16 protein-coding genes and 1 tRNA gene are annotated in these 19,731 nt (G+C 61.1%); 9 read left to right on the top strand and 8 right to left on the bottom strand.

What is annotated here, in order from left to right; all coding sequences use genetic code 11:
• Positions 1–52: 52 nt before the first annotated feature.
• The 8 genes from QIW53_RS02220 to QIW53_RS02185 all read right to left on the bottom strand — a co-directional run bounded on the left by QIW53_RS02220 (position 53) and on the right by QIW53_RS02185 (position 7,662).
• Positions 53–2,209: a helix-hairpin-helix domain-containing protein gene (locus QIW53_RS02220; RefSeq protein ID WP_371048057.1), complete on the bottom strand. Its 2,157-nt coding sequence runs from the start codon at positions 2,207–2,209 to the stop codon at positions 53–55.
• Positions 2,206–3,036 (bottom strand): PP2C family serine/threonine-protein phosphatase, encoded by an 831-nt coding sequence (locus QIW53_RS02215; protein ID WP_371048056.1) that lies wholly within the window; start codon positions 3,034–3,036, stop codon positions 2,206–2,208. The genes QIW53_RS02220 and QIW53_RS02215 overlap by 4 nt, the downstream gene beginning before the upstream one ends.
• On the bottom strand, positions 2,954–3,631 hold the full coding sequence (locus QIW53_RS02210) for a vWA domain-containing protein (protein WP_177052822.1): 678 nt from the start codon (positions 3,629–3,631) through the stop codon (positions 2,954–2,956). Before QIW53_RS02210 ends, QIW53_RS02215 begins: the two co-directional genes overlap by 83 nt.
• Positions 3,632–3,871: 240 nt before the next feature.
• Positions 3,872–3,947, bottom strand: a tRNA-Gly gene (locus QIW53_RS02205).
• A 62-nt stretch (positions 3,948–4,009) separates the two neighbouring features.
• Complete coding sequence (gene pgsA, locus QIW53_RS02200; RefSeq protein ID WP_192308683.1) at positions 4,010–4,570, bottom strand: CDP-diacylglycerol--glycerol-3-phosphate 3-phosphatidyltransferase; 561 nt, start codon at positions 4,568–4,570, stop codon at positions 4,010–4,012.
• 33 nt (positions 4,571–4,603) lie between these two features.
• Positions 4,604–6,427, bottom strand: coding sequence for an excinuclease ABC subunit UvrC (gene uvrC, locus QIW53_RS02195; RefSeq protein ID WP_371048055.1), 1,824 nt, complete (start codon positions 6,425–6,427; stop codon positions 4,604–4,606).
• Between the two features lie 2 nt (positions 6,428–6,429).
• Positions 6,430–7,071 (bottom strand): response regulator transcription factor GacA, encoded by a 642-nt coding sequence (gene gacA / locus QIW53_RS02190; protein WP_008015884.1) that lies wholly within the window; start codon positions 7,069–7,071, stop codon positions 6,430–6,432.
• Positions 7,072–7,197: 126 nt separating this feature from the next.
• Positions 7,198–7,662, bottom strand: a complete 465-nt coding sequence (locus QIW53_RS02185; protein ID WP_371048054.1) for a GNAT family N-acetyltransferase — start codon at positions 7,660–7,662, stop codon at positions 7,198–7,200.
• A gap of 617 nt (positions 7,663–8,279) precedes the next feature.
• Between QIW53_RS02185 and QIW53_RS02180 the strand changes: the two genes are divergently transcribed.
• The 9 genes from QIW53_RS02180 (at position 8,280) to QIW53_RS02140 (ending at position 19,730) form a co-directional block, all read left to right on the top strand.
• Positions 8,280–9,353 (top strand): 3-deoxy-7-phosphoheptulonate synthase, encoded by a 1,074-nt coding sequence (locus QIW53_RS02180; protein ID WP_371048053.1) that lies wholly within the window; start codon positions 8,280–8,282, stop codon positions 9,351–9,353.
• Positions 9,354–9,578: 225 nt separating this feature from the next.
• Entirely contained in the window at positions 9,579–10,457 is an 879-nt protein-coding gene (locus QIW53_RS02175) for an esterase/lipase family protein (protein WP_371048052.1), read from the top strand.
• Between the two features lie 84 nt (positions 10,458–10,541).
• Positions 10,542–10,823 carry a peptidylprolyl isomerase gene (locus QIW53_RS02170; protein ID WP_192308674.1) on the top strand — a complete coding sequence of 94 codons (282 nt, stop codon included), beginning with the start codon at positions 10,542–10,544 and terminating at the stop codon, positions 10,821–10,823.
• Positions 10,824–10,955: 132 nt separating this feature from the next.
• Positions 10,956–12,824, top strand: coding sequence for an extracellular solute-binding protein (locus QIW53_RS02165; RefSeq protein WP_371048051.1), 1,869 nt, complete (start codon positions 10,956–10,958; stop codon positions 12,822–12,824).
• A complete protein-coding gene (locus tag QIW53_RS02160; RefSeq protein WP_371048050.1) occupies positions 12,824–13,885 on the top strand; it encodes a microcin C ABC transporter permease YejB in 1,062 nt (353 codons plus the stop codon). Before QIW53_RS02165 ends, QIW53_RS02160 begins: the two co-directional genes overlap by 1 nt.
• Positions 13,885–14,907 carry an ABC transporter permease gene (locus QIW53_RS02155; RefSeq protein WP_371048049.1) on the top strand — a complete coding sequence of 341 codons (1,023 nt, stop codon included), beginning with the start codon at positions 13,885–13,887 and terminating at the stop codon, positions 14,905–14,907. The genes QIW53_RS02160 and QIW53_RS02155 overlap by 1 nt, the downstream gene beginning before the upstream one ends.
• 39 nt (positions 14,908–14,946) lie before the next feature.
• A complete protein-coding gene (locus QIW53_RS02150) occupies positions 14,947–16,527 on the top strand; it encodes an ABC transporter ATP-binding protein (protein WP_371048048.1) in 1,581 nt (526 codons plus the stop codon).
• Between the two features lie 133 nt (positions 16,528–16,660).
• Positions 16,661–18,076: a sigma-54 interaction domain-containing protein gene (locus QIW53_RS02145; protein ID WP_371048047.1), complete on the top strand. Its 1,416-nt coding sequence runs from the start codon at positions 16,661–16,663 to the stop codon at positions 18,074–18,076.
• 262 nt (positions 18,077–18,338) lie between these two features.
• Complete coding sequence (locus tag QIW53_RS02140; RefSeq protein WP_371048046.1) at positions 18,339–19,730, top strand: GntP family permease; 1,392 nt, start codon at positions 18,339–18,341, stop codon at positions 19,728–19,730.
• Position 19,731 lies beyond the last annotated feature (1 nt).

Here is a 19,731-nt window from a genome sequence, read left to right as displayed (position 1 = left end):
GCTGCGCACTCACAAGGCTCCTGCCTGCTCATCGCCCCTCCCCACAACCGCTTCAATTTCGAGTCCCATTGCAAGCCGGATACCGGGAACAACCCCAGAACTGACGTCCCGCTCGTTTTCCCTTACGAGCTGTCCGACGCACCATCGAGGCACCACACCTTGGACAAACCCCAGCCCCTGAATAATATGTTGGACTAGGCGATGACGAGACTCTGACCGCTTGAGCCGGCGCTTGTCTTGGCATCTCAATGGAGACGACCGCAGCAGGTGGTACAGCGATGCTCATGGCAACGCAATCCCGTTGCGCCTGTGCCCGCTCAGCAAGAGCCTGCACAAGAGATGGATCTGGCGTAGATTTAGCGGATATACATCGAGGGACCGCAGCTTGCAAAGCCGCGAGGCCCGACCGAAGTTTGTTCTGCAGATCAATCTGTTTAGTCGCGGATGCGGAGCGCACTGCATTCTCAGCTTGGATATCAGACGGGTCTGGCGAGGCGTTGTAGCGAAACTTGGCCTCGTGACTCTGGCGCCACACAAGCATTTTGCCAGTCAGCGCTTCACCGAATCCAGGTACCGCCCGAACTGCCGAAGCCGTGATGTCAGCAGCTGTCTCGATACCAAAGGACGCCAGTGTGGCAGTTTTAGCAGGCCCTATGCCTGGTATGGTCGCGCGCCTGATCAGAAACCGATCCAAGAAGTCTGTTCTCTGACGAGCCTCTCGTGTTGACTTCAGCTTCATCAGCGCCTGTACAAGATCTCCCTCCACCTGCCGATATCGGGCAACACCATCCTCTAGGTCGGCACGCAGGACAAATATTTCCTTGAGGCCGATGCGCTGCAGGTATGCCTGCGATGCCAAACGCACTCGATTGTCCGCATCCTTATAGGCATTGAGAAATGGTGTTGAGTCCACCTTGGCCTTAGTGAATATTCCGAACAAGCCGTAGATTACGAAGCATCCCCACAGAAGCGCTAAGAACGGTGCATTTGCAAAGCCGATGATTGCCACCAGCATGGCAAGAACACCGAATACAACTTGGTTAGAACCTTTGCTCTTCACCCGAGTAAGTGTCGTACTGGGCGGACCGGTATCGCCGCTCCAAGTGGGAAGGACTTCCTCCGGCCGTGGGAGCCGCACCGCTTGGATGGCCGCCCATATACGCTCCAGATCGAAAGGTCCTGCCGTCGGGATATTCCCCACGACAAGCCCCAACGGAAACATTTCGACGCCTGACTGACTGGCGAGCCGACACCAAAGACAACTTCCCGCCGCGCCAGGAAAGTAGTGGGTCGGCACATTCGCACATTGACGCAGGGTGGTTTCTAGTCCCTGAAGCAAACTCACCCAGGCCGCAGGATCCGGACGAGAAACGGCCACTAGACCGAACGCAGCCTCAAATGCTGCGGCGATCTGCGGAGGGAAGTCCCCCAGCAGAACCGAGCCCGGCGGCGGTGTGGTGCGTGTTTCGTCACGTCGCGCAACGGAAAAGGCGAAGCGGTTCTGTGCAATCGACTGACCCAGGCTGAGATCCGACCCACTAAAACGGCCGGCATAGGGATGCTTGCCCATGATCAACAATTGGAAGGTGGCGACTGCAAGACCAAAGTTGTCATGCGCTTGAGTGCGCTTGACGTTACTAAGGCTGACACCATGGAGCTCTGGAGGCGTGAAGTCCTCGGTGCCGACCACACAAGGGTAGGACTGCCCGTTCAAACTGAACTGAAAACTGTCGGCATCAATCAGTGCAACAGTTGCGTCTTGCGCTACCAGAACCCCAGAATGATTGAGGTCACCGATAATACATCCCGCTTGATGCACCGTCGCGACAGCACGGGCGACGTTCTGGGCCACACGAACCAGAAACCGGTAGTCCGCTTTTGGAAAATGAATTTTGCGCGACTTGGGGCTGTATAGCTCATGGAGTGGTCGATATCCCGCAACCAGCCGCATAGAAAAGCCAACAAAGTTTCCCGATGAGTCAGTGACCACTTCAGACGGGAAGGCGACTAGAGTGGTCGCGTCTGCCAATCGGCCCTCGACCATCGCTCGGACCTTACTCTCGCGGGATCGCCTAAGCTCCGTTTTGTAGATCTTGACTGCTCGATCTGCACGTCCCACTAGGGCGTAAACGTCTCCCTCACCGCCCTTGCCAAGCCGCTTATCGAGTTGTTCATTCTTACCGGCGATCCTAACCGGCGAGGTGTTCATTGGCATGAGATAAGGATGAGAGTTTTGTCGTCATCCGTGCGCTCGCAGAACGCTGGACTGTCCAGGTAGCGCGCGAGCGCGCCCGACAATTCGACGAGGCGCCCCTCTCCTTCAACCTGATCGACCGGTTTAATCATCGGATCAAAGAACCGAGCAAAAGGCCGTTGCGTTGCGTGCTCCAAAGCGACTGACTCTAATCCATCGGAAAACAAAGCAAAGGCGTCATATTCGAGATCTAGATGGAACGTATGCAGACGAACCTCTGGGTCGTCCGTGACGAAATAGGTCGTCGATGCGAACTCTCCGTTCTCCGGCCAGCACAGCGCTTCCCAAACCCCATCTTTACGAGCCACCAACGCACTGTCGCCAATCTGCAAGGCCAAGACACAATTCTTGAATACCACCAGCATGACCAACGTCGCGGCGAACTGCCGCCGTGTCACCCCGCGCCGCGCCGCGGCCTCGGAGAGTCGATCTCGCACTTGGTCAATCCAGCACAGAATCACTTCGCCGTCTGGCAAGTCGTCGTGATGTTCAAACCATGTGCGGAAGTCGGCCATCAGACTACGGCAGAGCAAGGAAGCGCCTTGTCCACCATAACTAGCGCTACCCGCGCCGTCGGAAACAACCGCGCAAAATGTATGCGGGCTGATCCGCATAACGGTGTAGGCATCCTGCTTTCGCGTGCCCATTCGCATATGAGAAGTACCGACGCACGATGCAGCCGCCCAACGCCAGCGTGGACTATCCCGCAACGGCCCACCCCTCTGGAGCGGTCGGATTGACCAGAGGAACAGCGTCGCCAGGATTGGACTGCGATACGGCACTTAGCGAGCTGGACAGCCAAGCGAATAACTCCCGAAATGCGAGGCCCTTTAACTTCAGTGGCTGACGGGTGCCAATCTGGGAAAGAGTCGACATGTCTGCGCCAGCAACGCCCACGGAGTAAAACATGAACTCCTTACGTTCCTCACCTTCATGGACCCGTCGACGTGCTTCCTGCCAATCGTCAGTCGGAGCACCGTCGGTAATTAGAAATACCCACGGACGGTAGTACTTAACGCCATTGGCTCGGTAGCGGTCCTTACGTTCGCGCAACAGATCCAGCACTCGCACGACGGCTTCACCCATTGGCGTGACGCCACTGGCCTCTAGTACCTCAGGGAAAAAGCCATCGACTGTCGTGAACTCGGTGCGCACGTTGACAGGACCAAAGGTCACCACTGCCAACTCCACGCGCTTTGCTGCCATCGCGTCAGCGTGTAGATCCTCTTTGAAGAATTGCAGAGCATCATTTAACTGTTGAATCGGTGCACCGCTCATAGAACCAGAAGTGTCCAACAAAAGAATGCAGGGACACCGTTGCTCCGGATTCTCAGCGAACTCTGCGTCCGCAAAGGGTTGTTGCTCGAAATCGTTCATCTTGCTCCCTTCTATCCTTTTTCCATGGCGATGCTACATAATGGCACGATACCAGTACGGATCATGAACGCACAAATTTCCTCAGTGCTGGCTCCCAACCCTCTTCTCAAAATCGAGTAAACAAGAACGGTCTGTTGCGCTTAGCGGAATGATAGAAGGTGCTGAAGCCTATGCTTCCAGTACTAAACATAAATTTCAGGCACAAAAAAAGCCACTCATTGAGTGGCTTTTTCTGAATCTTGGAGCGGGAAACGAGACTCGAACTCGCGACCCCGACCTTGGCAAGGTCGTGCTCTACCAACTGAGCTATTCCCGCGTCTTGGTGAGGCGCATTTTATAGAATCCAGATGGCCCGTCAACCCTTTGATTCAAAAAAGTTTATTTCTTTTCCACATCGATCTTCAGATGCGGCCACGCGGCTCGCAGGTATTGAACCATGGACCACAGGGTCAGGCCGGCGGAGATCATCAGCAAGGCATAGCCGAGCAGGACCCAGAAGGTGAAATGCGACGGGTTGGCCAGCAGGATCACCAGCGCCAGCATCTGCGCGGCGGTTTTCCATTTGCCCAGGTTGGACACGGCGACATGGGCACGTGCGCCAATCTCGGCCATCCACTCGCGCAGTGCCGAGACCACGATCTCACGGCCGATGATGACCGCAGCCGGCAGCGTCAGCCACAGGTTGGCGTGCTCCTGCACCAGCAGGACCAGGGCCACGGCGACCATCAGCTTGTCTGCCACCGGATCGAGAAACGCTCCGAACGGAGTGCTTTGCTCCAGGCGGCGGGCCAGGTAGCCGTCCAGCCAGTCGGTGGCGGCGGCGAACGCGAAGACCGAAGCAGAGGCCGCGTAGCTCCATTGGTAAGGCAGATAGAACAGCAAAATGAAGATCGGGATAAGCAGAACGCGTAGAACGGTAATCAGATTAGGGATATTCATCGGCACAACTGGCTACGAGGTAAGTGGGGCATTCTACTCGCTGTGCAGATTTGCATAAATCAACTCTGCGAGCTTTTTACTGATCCCCGGTGCTTTGGCGATCTCTTCGATGCTGGCACGAGACAGCTCCTGCAATCCACCAAAATGTTTCAACAGATCGCGCCGGCGTGTCGGCCCGACCCCGGCGACGCCTTCCAGTGTAGACGTGCGGCGCGTTTTGCCACGGCGGGCGCGGTGCCCGGTGATGGCGAACCGGTGGGCTTCGTCGCGGATCTGCTGGATCAGGTGCAGCGCCGGAGAATCACCGCGCAGGGTGAATTCGTGGGCGGCATCGTTGAGGTACAGGGTTTCGAAACCGGCCTTGCGCGTCGCGCCCTTGGCCACGCCCAACAGGATCAGGTCGGGCACTGCCAGTTCGTTGAGCACATCGCGCGCCATGGACAATTGGCCCTTGCCACCGTCCACCAGCAGAATGTCCGGCAGCTTGCCCTCCCCGTCCTTCAGCTTGCTGAAGCGCCGGGTCAGCGCCTGGTGCATGGCGGCGTAGTCATCGCCGGCGGTCACGCCTTCGATGTTGTAGCGGCGGTAATCGGCCTTGATCGGCCCCTCAGGGCCGAATACCACGCAGGACGCCACGGTCGCCTCGCCGCTGGAGTGACTGATGTCGTAGCACTCCAGGCGCTGCGGCGGTTCATCCAGTTTCAGCACATCGGCCAGGGCGTCGAAACGCGCGGCCACGTGTTGCCGGTTGGCCAGGCGCGCACCCAGCGCCTGCTCCGCATTGGTCACCGCCAATTGCTGCCAGCGGGCCCGCGTGCCACGCACCCGGTGACTGATGCTCAGTTCCCGGCCCCGCAGTTCGTGAATGGCCTCGATCAGCGCCGGGAAATCCTCATGCACCACGTTGACGATCAGCTCGCTGGGCAAATCGCGTTCGGGACTGCTGACGAAGTACTGGCCGAGAAACGCCGCCATGACCTCGGACACGTCCTCCTCGATACCCACCTGCGGGAAGAAATTCTTGCTGCCCAGCACCCGGCCACCGCGCACGCTGATCAAGTGCACACAGGCGCCACCCGGATTGACGAAAGCCGCGATCACGTCGACATCCCCCGACCCGCCCTCCATGCTCTGCTGGTCCTGGACCCGGCGCAGCAGGGAAATCTGGTCGCGCAACTCGGCGGCGCGCTCGAACTCCAGATTGATCGCCGCCTCTTCCATGCCCGCCGATAGCTCATCGGTCAGCGCATTGCTGCGCCCTTCCAGGAACATCACCGAGTGCCGCACATCTTCGGCGTACACCTGGGGCTCCACCAGCCCGACACAGGGCGCCTTGCAGCGCTTGATCTGGTACTGCAGACACGGCCGCGTGCGGTTCTTGTAGTAACTGTCTTCACACTGGCGAACGAAAAAGGTCTTCTGCAAAAGGCTCAGGCTCTCGCGGATCGCCCCGGCGCTGGGATAGGGCCCGAAGTATCGGCCCTTGGCCTTCTTCGCCCCCCGGTGAATGCTCAGGCGCGGAAACTGGCCATCGGAAAGAAACACGTAGGGGTAGGATTTATCGTCACGCAGCAGGATGTTGTAGGGCGGGCGCCATTCCTTGATCAGCGTCTGCTCGAGCAACAGGGCTTCGGTTTCGTTGGACGTGATGGTCGTTTCGACCTGGGCGATGCGGGCCACCAGGGCGGCGGTCTTCGGTGCGAGGCCGGACTTGCGGAAGTAACTCGACAGGCGATTCTTGAGGTTCTTGGCCTTGCCGACGTAGAGCAGACGCGCCTCGCTGTCGAACATGCGGTAGACGCCGGGGCGCCCACTGACCGTTGACAGGAACGCGCTTGGATCGAAAATTTCAGTCATGTTCAGAGGCTGGCATCAACCATGCCGTGACGAACCGCCAACAGCGTCAACTCGACATCGCTGCTGATCGAAAGCTTTTCGAAAATTCGGTAACGGTAGGTGTTGACGGTTTTGGGCGACAGGCACAGCTTGTCGGAGATGATCTGCACTTTCTGGCAGCCGACGATCATCAACGCGATCTGGATTTCCCGCTCGGACAAGGCATCGAACGGCGAATCGTTGGTCGGCTGGAAGGATTTGATCGCCAACTGTTGGGCGATCTGCGGGCTGATGTAGCGTTGCCCGGCGAACACCAGGCGAATGGCCTGGACCATTTCCGGCAGCCCCGCGCCCTTGGTCAGGTAGCCAGCGGCACCGGCCTGCAACAAACGGGTGGGAAATGGGTCCTCCTCGCACACGGTGACCGCGACGACCTTGATGTCCGGGTGACTGCGCAACAACTTTCGGGTGGCTTCAAGACCGCCGATACCGGGCATCTTGACATCCATCAGGACCACATCGGGTTTCAACTCACGCGCCTTGAGCAGGGACTCTTCCCCGGACTCGGCCTGGCCAACCACTTGCAGGCCATCGATGTCAGCCAGCATTCGTGTAATGCCTGTACGAACGAGATCATGGTCATCGACCACTAGCACCCTAATCAAGCAGACACCCCGCGATATGGTCTTATTGAGTTGCCGACACCTTAGCAAAAAGCGACTGGCAGACCTAGCGGCAAGCGCCAGATAAAAAGTTTCAATACATCTTGAAAGGCTTGTCTTGTATGTGTTTCAGCGATTTTGGCACGCAATGTCGCACTGCATTCTCAGAAAACACTCGTCCGTGCCAACCACCCTCAGGCCCTTTCGCTCGTAGAGCCTTTTCGCCGGATTGTTCTCGAACACCGTCAAGCGCAAGGCCGGGCGTCGCTCCTGGCGCGCCAGGGCCAATACCTGATCGATCGCCCAGGTTCCGGCCCCCTGCCCGCGACAGGTCTCGATGATCTGCAACTCACGGATGTACAGCGCTCTGCCGTCACGACTCAGGCTGACAAAGCCCAGCCGGACATCGTCGCGTACGATCAAGCGGTTGTCCCGGCCCGCCCAGGCCACATCAAAGGCCTCGTCCTGCCACAGCAGTTCGTGCCGAATGTAGTAATGGAGCATGTTCTGACAGGTCAGATCGCGGGCGAAAGCCAGGTCGGCCGCTGTTGCAGGGCGCCAGTCAAATCCGTCGTCTGCGGGCGATGAAGTCATGGTGAGTCTTTGAATGGCTTGATGAACCCCCAGTGTGTCACAAACGTCGACGCGCTCGGGCGATAGACAACATCAGCGGCCCTTGATAGCAATTTCTGATTGAATCCGCGTACCGCCCTCTAGTAAGCTCGGGGCATTCATCGGAGACACAACATGTTCAACGTCCGCTCATCGCTTCTTGCCACCCGCGCCTCGCGCTCGGTTGCGGCTGCGCGGGCGAACGGTGTTTGTGCTTCGGTCAGCTTTTATTTTGGGTATTGGTTTAGCCACTGGCGCGCCTGATACCCACACGGCGCCCACTTTGAACGGGTCGCCACCAGAGAATTCTCAACCCCCGGTCGGCCTCCCGACCGGGGGTTTTGTTTTTTCAGCCCTGACACTTTTACGCAGCAACCTGACAATTTGAGGATTTACCCCATGAACTACGCCACCTATTACCGTTACGACACCTCCACCGCCTGGCGATTTAGCAGCCTCCGCTCGGGACAGCCTGCCGCCTCCGATCGGTCACCCACTGGTGGCAAGCACACACACGCAGCCAATCCGGCCAATTGTCGAACACCCCTGTAGGGCCGAGTGCGCGGGAAGAACCCGCCGCTCGCCCAGGAAGCCTGAATATGAACTCGTCCGTCTCTGCCTTGCCGCTGTCCAGCCTGAGCCCAGCCAACGAAGCGTTGACCCTGCGTCTGCCCAGCTCCCTGCAACTCAAACAGCAGTTGCCCCTGAGCAACGATCTCACCCGCCAAGTCGCCGCCCATCGCGACGCCGTGCGTGCCATTCTCAACGGTGAAGACGCCCGATTGCTGGTGGTCGTCGGCCCCTGCTCGATTCACGACCCCCACTCTGCCCTCGAATACGCCGGCCGCCTCGCCCGACTCGCCGCCGATGTCAGCGACGGCATGCTGCTGGTCATGCGCGCCTACGTGGAAAAACCGCGCACCACCGTCGGCTGGAAAGGCCTGGCCTACGACCCGCACCTGGATGGCAGCGATGACATGGCCGGTGGCCTGACCCTGTCCCGCGAGCTCATGCGCGAAATGCTCCGCCTCGGCCTGCCGGTGGCCACGGAGTTGCTGCAACCCATGGCCGCCGGCTACTTCGACGACCTGCTCAGCTGGGTTGCCATCGGCGCCCGCACCACCGAATCGCAGATCCACCGGGAAATGGCCAGCGGCCTGAACCTGCCGGTCGGCTTCAAGAACGGCACCGATGGCGGCGTCGGCGTGGCCAGTGACGCCATGCGCTCGGCCGCTCATCCCCACCGGCACTTCGGCGTCGACAGCCAGGGCCACCCGGCGATCATCCAGACCCCGGGCAACCCTGACACCCACCTGGTCCTGCGCGGCGGCCATCGCGGTCCGAACTACGATCGCGCCAGCGTGGCCCAGGTGAACAGCGACTTGAACAAGCTGAAAATCCCGGCGCGGATCATGGTCGATTGCAGCCACGCCAACAGCGGCAAAGACCCATTGCGTCAACCCTCGGTGTTCAACGACGTACTTGAACAGCGCCTCCAGGGCGACCGGTCCTTGATCGGGATGATGATCGAAAGTCATTTGTTCGAGGGGTGCCAGCCGTTGACACCTTCCCTCAAGTACGGCGTATCGGTGACCGATGGTTGCCTGGGTTGGGAGGGGACGGAAGATCTGTTACGGTCGGCGGCACAAAGGTTGCGTGCGACTCGCAGCTGACAGCTAACGACTCCCGGGAGGTAGGGCATTACAGACGACTGCGCTACCTCCGCTTAAAAGGCCTCCTGACATTCCGAAAGAGGCCTCCCGCCGATTCGAAGATTCGCGTCTTACCTATTCCGTTTTCACCCGTTTACAGCGGCTTTTTCATACATCGCGCCGCCGGGCGAGTGCTTTAGAGTGGGCCCCACGCACACCCACGAACTCCTGCGAAAAGGTATGAACATGCAACGGAATGCAAGCACTCTCCATCCCATCCTGCTGGTTCACGGCCTGTTCGGTTTCGACCGGATCGACCCCTTCGGACTCTTCCAAGACATCAAGCAAGCCTTGCGCAGTGCGGGCGCCAGGGTGTTCATCCCGTACCTGACGGCAACCTGCACCCACGAAGCACGGGGTGAGCAGCTCCTGGCGCAGGTCGAGCGGGTACTCGAGGGCACCGGTGCACAAAAGGTCAACCTGATCGGCCACAGCCAGGGCGCCCTGACCGCACGCTACGCCGCCGCCGTCGCACCCGGGTGTGTCGCATCGGTGACCTCGGTCAGCGGCCCCAACCATGGCTCGGAACTGGCCGACTACCTGCGCAAGGCGCTCACGCCCGGTCGACTGCCGGAGCGTGCGGCGGAGACGGTCGCCAACCTGTTCGCCGACTTCCTGTCGTTGTTGAGTGGCGACCCGGCGCTGCCGCCTCACGCGATTGCCGCGTTGAATGGGCTGACCACTCAAAGCGTCGGCGCTTTCAATGAGAAGTACCCCCAGGGCCTGCCCAAAAGCTGGGGTGGCAAGGGCCGTGAGCTGGTCAATGGGGTTCGTTACTACTCCTGGAGCGGCATCCTGAGTCGCGTCGGCGACGAAGGGTTCGACAAACAGGATCCGCTGCACGGTTTTTGCCGAGCCTTCTCCCGCTATTTCACCACCGAGGCCGATCAGAACGACGGGGTGGTCGGCCGTTTCAGCTCCCACCTGGGGACCGTCATCCGCTCCGACTATCCGCTGGATCACCTGGCCGTCATCCATCAGAACACGGGGCCGGTGCGTAAGGGTGTCGACCCCATCGAGCTCTATGTGCGCCATGCCGAACGTCTGCGAAAGGCCGGCCTTTGAGCCAGGCCAGGAACTTTGAGAAGAAATGGGCCACTGAATCCGGTAGGCTCGACACTTTACTGAACGTTGAAGGAGTATTTACCCATGGCAAAAGCCACTGCCCGTCACATCCTGGTTGCCAGCGAAGACAAGTGCAACGAACTCAAGAGCCAGATCGAAGGCGGCGCTGATTTCGCCGAAGTGGCCAAGGCCAACTCTACTTGCCCGTCCAGCCGCCAAGGCGGCGACCTGGGCTCGTTCGGTCCGGGCCAGATGGTCAAGGAATTCGACACCGTGGTCTTCAGCGCACCACTGAACGTGGTGCAAGGCCCGGTCAAGACCCAGTTCGGCTACCACCTGCTGGAAGTGACCAGCCGTCAGGACTGATCAAATCCCGCTTCATGCATCGCGGCCCGCCTCTGGTGGGCCGTTGTGTTTGGGATGCGCGATACGACTGGCGAGGGAAGCGCCGCTAGCGTACAACTTGCGAATATCGATCACCCGGCTCTAAGGCTGACAATGCGACTGGCTTTCCCTACCTGGCTGTTCACTGCCGCGACACTGCTGTTGAGTGCCGCCGGTGCGAACGCCGCACCGCAACACGCACTGACCGTCTACGGCGAACCCGCGAAATATCCCGCTGGCTTCAGCCATTTCGAGTACACCAATGCGCGGGCCCCCAAGGGCGGGACGATGCGCCGTTCGGCGGTCGAAATCGGCCACTTCGACCACGTGCTGCCTTATATAGACAAGGGCATCGGCGTGACGCAGATCGATGGCTTGATCTACTCGCCGCTGGCCCAGCGCTCGCTGGACGAGCCCTACACCGTCTACGGCCTGGTGGCGCAGAAGATGGAACGCTCGGACGACGGTTTGTCCCTGCGTTTCTACCTCAACCCCAAGGCGCGCTTTGCCGATGGCAAGCCGATCACCGCCGAAGACGTGCGCTACAGCTTCGATTTGCTGATGACCCAGGGCAGCCTGCGTTATCGCACCCAGTTCGCCGACGTCAAAGGCGTGGAAGTGGAGTCACCGCTGAAGGTGCGCTTCGACTTCAAAAGCAACGAAAACCGCACCCTGCCCCTGGATATCGCGACATTGCCGGTATTCCCCGAGCACTGGTGGAAAACCCGCGACTTCGCCGGCGGCGGTGGTTACGAGCCGCCGCTGGGCAGTGGCCCGTACAAGGTCAGCAAGATCGACTCCGGGCGCAGCATCACCTTCGAACGCAACGCCGACTGGTGGGGCAAGGACCTGCCCGTCAGCCGTGGCCTCTACAACTTCGACCGGTTCAGCATCGAGTACTTCGGCGACACAGACGTCGCCCGTCAGGTGCTGCGCGGCGGTGCCTATGACTACAACCGCGAGTTTTCCGCCACCGGCTACTCCATCGGTTACGACAGCCCGGCGCTGAGCGACGGTCGCCTGCAAAAGGCGCATCTGGCGCAAAACGCACCGCAGTCGGCCCAAGGTTTCGTGTTCAACCTGCAAAACCCGCTGTTCCAGGACCGCAGGGTGCGCCAGGCGCTGGTGATGCTCTGGGATTTCGAGTGGAGCAACCGGCAGATGATGCGCAACGTCTACATCCGCCAGCAGAGTTTCTTCTCCAACACCGAACTGGCGGCACGCGCGCTGCCCGACGCCGCCGAGTTGGCGATTCTTGAGCCCCTGCGCGGACAGATTCCCGACGAAGTGTTCACCCAGGTCTTCGAAGCGCCGAAAACCGACGGCAGCGGCGTGATCCGCGACAAGCAACTGCAAGCCCTGGATTTGCTGGAGCAGGCCGGCTGGAAACCCGATGGCGATCGTCTGGTGAACGCCGACGGCCAGCCGCTGAGCTTCACCTTCCTGGTCAGCCAGAACGGCATGGATCGCCTGCTGCTCCCCTACAAGCGCACGCTGAAACAGATCGGCATCGAACTCAACATCCGCCGGATCGACTCGTCCCAGTACGTCAACCGCCTGATGTCCCGCGATTACGACATGATCGTCACCGGCTACCCGGTCACCACCTCGCCGGGCAACGAGCTGAACAACTACTTTGGCTCGGCCTCCGCCAACGACCCAGGCTCCAACAACTACATGGTGCTGAAGAACCCGGCGGTGGATACCCTGGTCGCCGGCCTCGTGCGCGCCAACACCCAGGCCGACATGCTGCGTTATGCCCATGCGCTGGACCGGGTGCTGCAATGGAACTACTACTGGATTCCCAACTATTACCCGCCCGGCAGCTCGACCGTCTGGTGGAACCGTTTCGGTATCCCCAGCGTGCAAGCGGCGAATGACGAAGCCATCGAGAGCTGGTGGGAAGTCAGCACCACGCCCCTGACCAACCAGCAGATGACCGCCGAACTGATCAAGCGCGGCCAACCGGGAGGGCCGCATTGATGTGGGCTTACATTCTGCGGCGTCTGCTGCTGATCATCCCGACGCTGGTGATCATTCTTCTGGTCAATTTCGTCATCGTCCAGGCCGCGCCGGGCGGTCCGGTGGAACAGGCCATTGCGCACCTGCAAGGCATCGGGGGCGCCAGTGTCGGTGGCGGTTCCAGCGACATCGCCAGCGGCAGCTCTCGGGCCAGTCGCGGCCTCGACCCGCAACTGATCAAGGAGATCGAAAAACAGTACGGCTTCGACAAACCCGCGCCGGAACGTCTGTGGCTGATGCTCAAAAGCTATGCGCAACTGGACTTCGGCAAAAGCTTTTTTCGCGGCGCCACGGTCACTGACCTGATCCTGCAAAAAATGCCGGTGACCATTTCCCTCGGCCTCTGGGCCACGCTAATCACCTACCTGGTGTCGATCCCCCTGGGCATCCGCAAGGCCGTGCACCATGGCAGCCACTTCGACATCTGGAGCAGCACCGCGATCATCATCGGCTACGCGATGCCGGCGTTCCTGTTCGCGATGTTCCTGATCGTCGTGTTTGCCGGCGGCACCTCGCTGAACTGGTTCCCGGTGCGCGGCCTGGTCTCGGACAACTTCGAGTCGCTGTCCACCCTGGGCAAGATCGCCGACTACTTCTGGCACCTGGTACTGCCGGTGACCGCCCTGGTCATCGGCGGGTTCGCCACCCTGACCATCCTCACCAAGAACTCGTTCCTCAATGAAATCACCCGCCAGTACGTGGTCACCGCCCGCGCCAAGGGCATGAGCGAGCGCCGGGTGCTGTACGGCCATGTGTTCCGCAACGCCATGCTGCTGGTGGTGTCGGGCATTCCCCAGGCGTTCATCAGTGTGTTTTTCGCCGGCTCGCTGTTGATCGAGGTGATCTTCTCCCTCGATGGCCTGGGCCGCATGAGCTACGAGGCGGCCGTGTCCCGGGATTACCCGGTGGTGTTCGGCTCGCTGTTCATCTTCACCCTGTTCGGCCTGCTGATAAAACTGGTGGGGGACCTGTGCTACACCCTGGTCGACCCGCGCATCGACTTCGCCGCGAGGAACGCCTGATGTTCAAGCTTTCACCGCTGGCGCGTCGGCGCTTCGACCGTTTCAAGAAAAACCGCCGTGGCTGGTGGTCGCTGTGGCTGTTCGTCGGCCTGTTCCTGCTGACCCTCGGCGGCGAACTGATCGCCAATGACAAGCCCCTGGTCGTCAGCTACCAGGGTTCGCTGTACTTTCCGGTGTTCAAGCGCTACACCGAACAGGAATTCGGCGGTCAGCTGCCCTTCCAGGCCGATTACCGCAGTGACTATGTACAGAAGCTGATCAAGCAGGACGGTGGCTGGTTGCTCTTCCCGCCGATCCCGTTCAGCGATGACACCCCCAACTACGACCTGAACAAACCCGCGCCGAGCCCACCGTCGAGCGTCAACTGGCTGGGCACCGACGACCAGGCGCGCGATGTCATGGCCCGGGTGATCTTCGGTGCGCGGGTGTCGATCCTGTTTGCGTTGATGCTGACGTTTGTCAGCGCGTTGATCGGCATCGCCGCCGGCGCCCTGCAGGGCTACTACGGCGGCTGGGTCGACTTGATCGGCCAGCGTTTGCTGGAGGTCTGGTCGGGGTTGCCGGTGTTGTACCTGCTGATCATCCTGTCGGGGTTCGTCGAACCGAACTTCTGGTGGCTGCTGGGGATCATGGCGCTGTTTTCCTGGCTGGCACTGGTCGACGTGGTGCGCGCCGAGTTCCTGCGCGGACGCAACCTGGAATACGTCAAGGCCGCCCGGGCACTGGGCCTGACCGACCGCAAGGTGATCGTGCGGCACATCCTGCCCAACGCGATGAACGCGACCTTGAGCTACTTGCCGTTCATCCTGACCGGGGCGATCTCGACGCTCACCGCCCTGGACTTCCTCGGTTTCGGCATGCCGGCCGGCAGTGCTTCGCTGGGCGAACTGATCGGCCAGGGCAAACAGAATCTGCAAGCGCCATGGCTGGGCCTGACGGCGTTTTTCACCCTGGCGCTGATCCTGTCCTTACTGGTGTTCATTGGCGAGGCATTGCGTGATGCATTCGACCCACGATCCTGATCACAGGCTTGATTCGCGACCTTCAAGCGAGCATTTGACATGAGCAACCTCATCGAAATCCGCGACCTCTGCGTGGCCTTCAGCGGCCAGACCGTGGTGCGCAACCTGTGCCTGGACATCCACCCCGGCGAGTGCCTGGCGCTGGTCGGGGAATCGGGCTCCGGCAAATCGGTGACCGCACACTCGATCCTGCAATTGCTGCCCGAGACCGGCACCCACTCCACCGGCAGCATTCGCTATCGCGGCAAGGAACTGCTCGGCGCTTCCTCGAAGGTGTTGCGCGAGCTGCGCGGCAACCGCATCGCGATGATCTTCCAGGAGCCGATGACCTCGCTCAACCCGCTGCACAGCATCGAAAAGCAGATCGGTGAAACCCTGCTGCTGCACAAGGGCATCACCGGCAAGGCGGCCCAGGCACGGATTCTCGAGCTGCTGCACCTGGTGGGCATCCAGAAACCCAAGGAGCGGCTCAAGGCCTATCCCCATCAGTTATCCGGTGGCCAGCGCCAGCGGATCATGATCGCCATGGCCCTGGCCTGCGAACCGGAACTGCTGATCGCCGACGAGCCGACCACGGCGCTCGACGTCACGGTGCAGCGCAAGATCCTGATCCTGCTCAAATCCCTGCAACAGCGTCTCGGCATGTCGCTGCTGCTGATCAGCCATGACCTCAACCTCGTGCGCAGCATCGCCCAGCGCGTGTGCGTGATGAAGGCCGGGGAAATCGTCGAGCAGGCGCCTTGCGAAACCCTGTTCACCGAACCGCAACACCCTTACAGCTGCGTGCTGCTCAACGCCGAGCCGGAAGGTGAGGCCCTGGCCCGGGACGAACGCGAGAAGGTCCTGGAAGTGGACAACCTGCACGTCCGGTTTCCCCTCGGCGGCGGACTGTTCCGACGCAAGACCTGGCTGCACGCCGTGGACGGCATCAGCCTGGACGTTCAGCGAGGCAAGACTCTGGGCATCGTCGGTGAATCCGGGTCCGGCAAGTCGACCCTGGGCCAGGCGATCCTGCGACTGCTCGACTCCGAGGGCAGCATCCGCTTCCAGGGCACAGCGCTGGATGGCCTGACGCAGAAACAACTGCGACCCTGGCGCAAGACCATGCAGGTGGTGTTTCAGGACCCGTTCGGCAGCCTCAGCCCACGGATGTCGGTGGCGCAGATCATCAGCGAAGGCCTCGAGGTTCACAGCGACTCCAGCGCCGGCGAATGCGACGCCCAGGTCATCCAGGCCTTGCGCGAGGTGGGCCTCGACCCCGAGAGCCGGCACCGCTACCCCCACGAGTTCTCCGGTGGTCAGCGCCAGCGCATCGCCATTGCCCGCGCCCTGGTGCTGAAACCGGCGCTGATCCTGCTCGACGAGCCGACCTCGGCCCTGGACCGCACCGTGCAAAAACAGGTGGTGGCCCTGCTGCGACAGCTTCAGGAGAAACACGGCCTGACCTACCTGTTCATCAGCCACGACCTGGCGGTGGTCCGCGCCCTCGCCCATGACATGATCGTGATCAAGGACGGCAAAGTGGTCGAAAGCGGCGCCAGCCACGACGTGTTCGACTCGCCGCAGCACCCGTACACCAAGGAATTGCTGGCGGCGGCGCATCAGCGCCCCCACCTGTAGGAGCGGACTTGCCCGCGATGGTCGTCAACGATGACGCTGGATGCCTGAATGCCCGCGGTGGCTGGGCGTTCTTCGCGAGCATGCTCGCTCCTGCAGAAATGCAAAACAGGCATATCAACAGGATCAGCCCCCCATGAACACCACCGAAAGCCTCAAGGATTACCAGCGCGTGCGCCTGTTGGCGATCCGCTCGCTGTTCGAGATCATCGAGCAGTCGAGTGAAGGTACAGTGATCGTGGACCGCGACGCCAACATCGTCTGGATGAACGAGCGCTACGCTCGGCGCTTCGGCCTGGAGTCGGCCGAAGGGGCCATCGGCAAGGCCTGCGAGAGCGTCATCCCCGGCAGCCTGCTGCGCGAAGTGGTGCGCACGGGCCGGCCGATCCTGCTGGACATGCAGGACACCCCCAAGGAACCGCTGGTGGTCATGCGCCTGCCGATCCACGACGATGCCGGCGTGGTGATCGGCGCCATCGGCTTCGCCCTGTTCGACGAGCTGCGCAGCCTCTCGCCGATGCTCAAGCGCTACATGAGCATGCAGGAAGAACTGGCGTCCACGCGCTCCTTGCTGCGGGCGCGGCAGACCAAGTACAACTTCGCCCACTTCATCGGCACCAGCGCCGCCAGCCTGGAAGTCAAACGCCGCGCCCGACGCAGCGCCAGCGCCGACTCCCCGGTGTTGCTGCTGGGAGAGACCGGCACCGGCAAGGAGCTGCTGGCGCAGGCCATCCACGCGGCGTCGCCTCGAGCGCACAAGGCCTTCGTCAGCATCAACAGCGCGGCGATTCCCGAAGCGCTGCTGGAGGCGGAGTTCTTCGGCACCGCACCCGGTGCCTTTACCGGCGCGGATCGCAAGGCGCGTGCCGGCAAGTTGCAGATCGCTCAGGGCGGCACGCTGTTCCTCGATGAAATCGGCGACATGCCGCTGCCACTGCAAAGCAAACTGTTGCGGGTATTGCAGGAAAAGGAATTCGAACCGGTCGGTTCCAATGAAGTGATCCAGAGCGACGTGCGGGTGATCGCCGCGACATCGACCGACCTTGAAGCGGCGATCAAGCGCGGCGAGTTTCGCGCCGACCTGTATTACCGGCTCAACGTGCTGCCGATCCAGGTGCCGCCGCTGCGTGATCGCCTCGATGACCTGCCGGCCCTGAGCGAGGCCATTCTCGAAGAACTGCGCAGCCAGCACGAAATGAACCCTGAAGCGCTGGCCCTGCTGGCCCGGCACGCCTGGCCGGGCAATATCCGCGAATTGCGCAACGTACTGGAGCGTGCGGCGTTGCTCAGTGATGACTTGCAGCTCAATGCCCAGGACATCCGCGCAGCGATCGGGACGTTTGCTCCCGTGCAGCGCGCGGCGCCCCTGGCCCTGGAGGCGGTTACCCACGAAACGTTCAGCCAGGCGCGGGAGCGTTTCGACCGGCAACTGATCGAGTCTGCCCTCGCGCAATGCGGCGGCAAGGTGACCGAAGCGGCGGCACGGCTGGGGCTGGGGCGGTCGACGCTGTACAAGAAGATGGTGGCGTTGGGAATGGCAGAGTCTCAATAAGGAGACATCAGTCTCCATTTGTAGATAAGCCATCGCGAACCGGCTCGCTCCCACAGCAAAACGAAATCCATGTGGGGGCGAGCCGGCTCGCGATAGTCCGGCCTGACCGAAACGTCTCAAATCAGAGACAAATTTCCGAAAACGCCACCTATCCAGACAAAATATCCTTATATTTCAATATGTTGCCGCAATGGCACGAAACTCGCTATAGCCTCTCCCCACAGCTTCACCCCACAAAAATAACAATCCCAGGAGACACACCATGAGTGTGATCATTGCCTTGGCAGCCCTTGCGCTGCTGATGCTCGCTGCCTACCGCGGCTACAGCGTTATCCTTTTTGCCCCCATCGCCGCCCTCGGCGCCGTGCTGCTCACCGACCCTTCCGCCGTCGCCCCTGCCTTCACCGGGGTGTTCATGGAGAAAATGGTCGGCTTCATCAAGCTGTACTTTCCGGTGTTCCTGCTGGGCGCGGTGTTCGGCAAGCTGATCGAACTGTCCGGCTTCTCGCGTTCCATCGTGGCCGCCGCCATTCGACTGCTCGGCACCCGCCAGGCGATGCTGGTGATCGTGCTGGTCTGCGCCCTGCTGACCTACGGCGGTGTCTCGTTGTTCGTGGTGGTGTTCGCGGTTTACCCGTTCGCCGCCGAAATGTTCCGCCAGAGCAACATCCCCAAGCGCCTGATCCCGGCGACCATCGCCCTCGGTGCGTTCTCGTTCACCATGGACGCCCTGCCCGGCACCCCGCAGATCCAGAACATCATCCCCAGCACCTTCTTCAACACCACCGCCTGGGCGGCGCCGTGGCTGGGGCTGATCGGGACGATCTTCGTGTTCTGCGCCGGCATGCTCTTCCTCCAGCGTCAACGCAACAAGGCCCAGCGCGCAGGCGAAGGGTATGGCACCGAGCTGCGCAACGAGCCGGAAACCGCCGCCGACATCAAGCTGCCCAACCCCTGGATCGCCCTCTCGCCCCTGCTGGCCGTGGGCATCATGAACCTGCTGTTCACCCAGTGGATTCCCCAGTGGTATGGCAAGACCCACAGCCTGGCGCTGCCGGGCATGGCCGCCCCGGTGACCACCGAAATCGCCAAGCTCACGGCGATCTGGGCGGTACAGGCGGCGTTGCTGGTCGGCATCCTCATGGTGCTGGTGTTCGGCTTCCAGGCCATTCGCAGCAAGCTGGCCGAAGGCAGCAAGAGCGCGGTCGGCGGTGCCCTGCTGGCGGCGATGAACACCGCCTCGGAATACGGCTTCGGTGCGGTGATCGCCTCGCTGCCGGGCTTCCTGGTACTGGCCGACTGGCTCAAGAGCATTCCCAATCCGCTGGTCAATGAAGCCATCACCGTAACCCTGCTGGCCGGCATCACCGGCTCGGCGTCAGGTGGCATGAGCATCGCGCTGGCCGCCATGGCCAATGACTTCATCGCCGCAGCCAATGCCGCCAACATTCCGCTGGAAGTGCTGCACCGGGTGGCCGCGATGGCCAGTGGCGGCATGGACACCCTGCCGCACAACGGCGCGGTGATCACCTTGCTGGCCGTGACCGGCCTGACCCACCGCGAAGCCTACAAAGACATTTTCTGTATTACGCTGATCAAGACCCTGGCTGTATTTGTGGTGATCGGTGTTTTCTACGCCACTGGCATTGTGTGAG

Source organism: Pseudomonas fluorescens, from assembly GCF_041354075.1.
GTDB classification, from domain to species: Bacteria; Pseudomonadota; Gammaproteobacteria; order Pseudomonadales; family Pseudomonadaceae; genus Aquipseudomonas; species Aquipseudomonas fluorescens_CE.
This window is presented reverse-complemented; position numbering and strand designations above follow the sequence as displayed.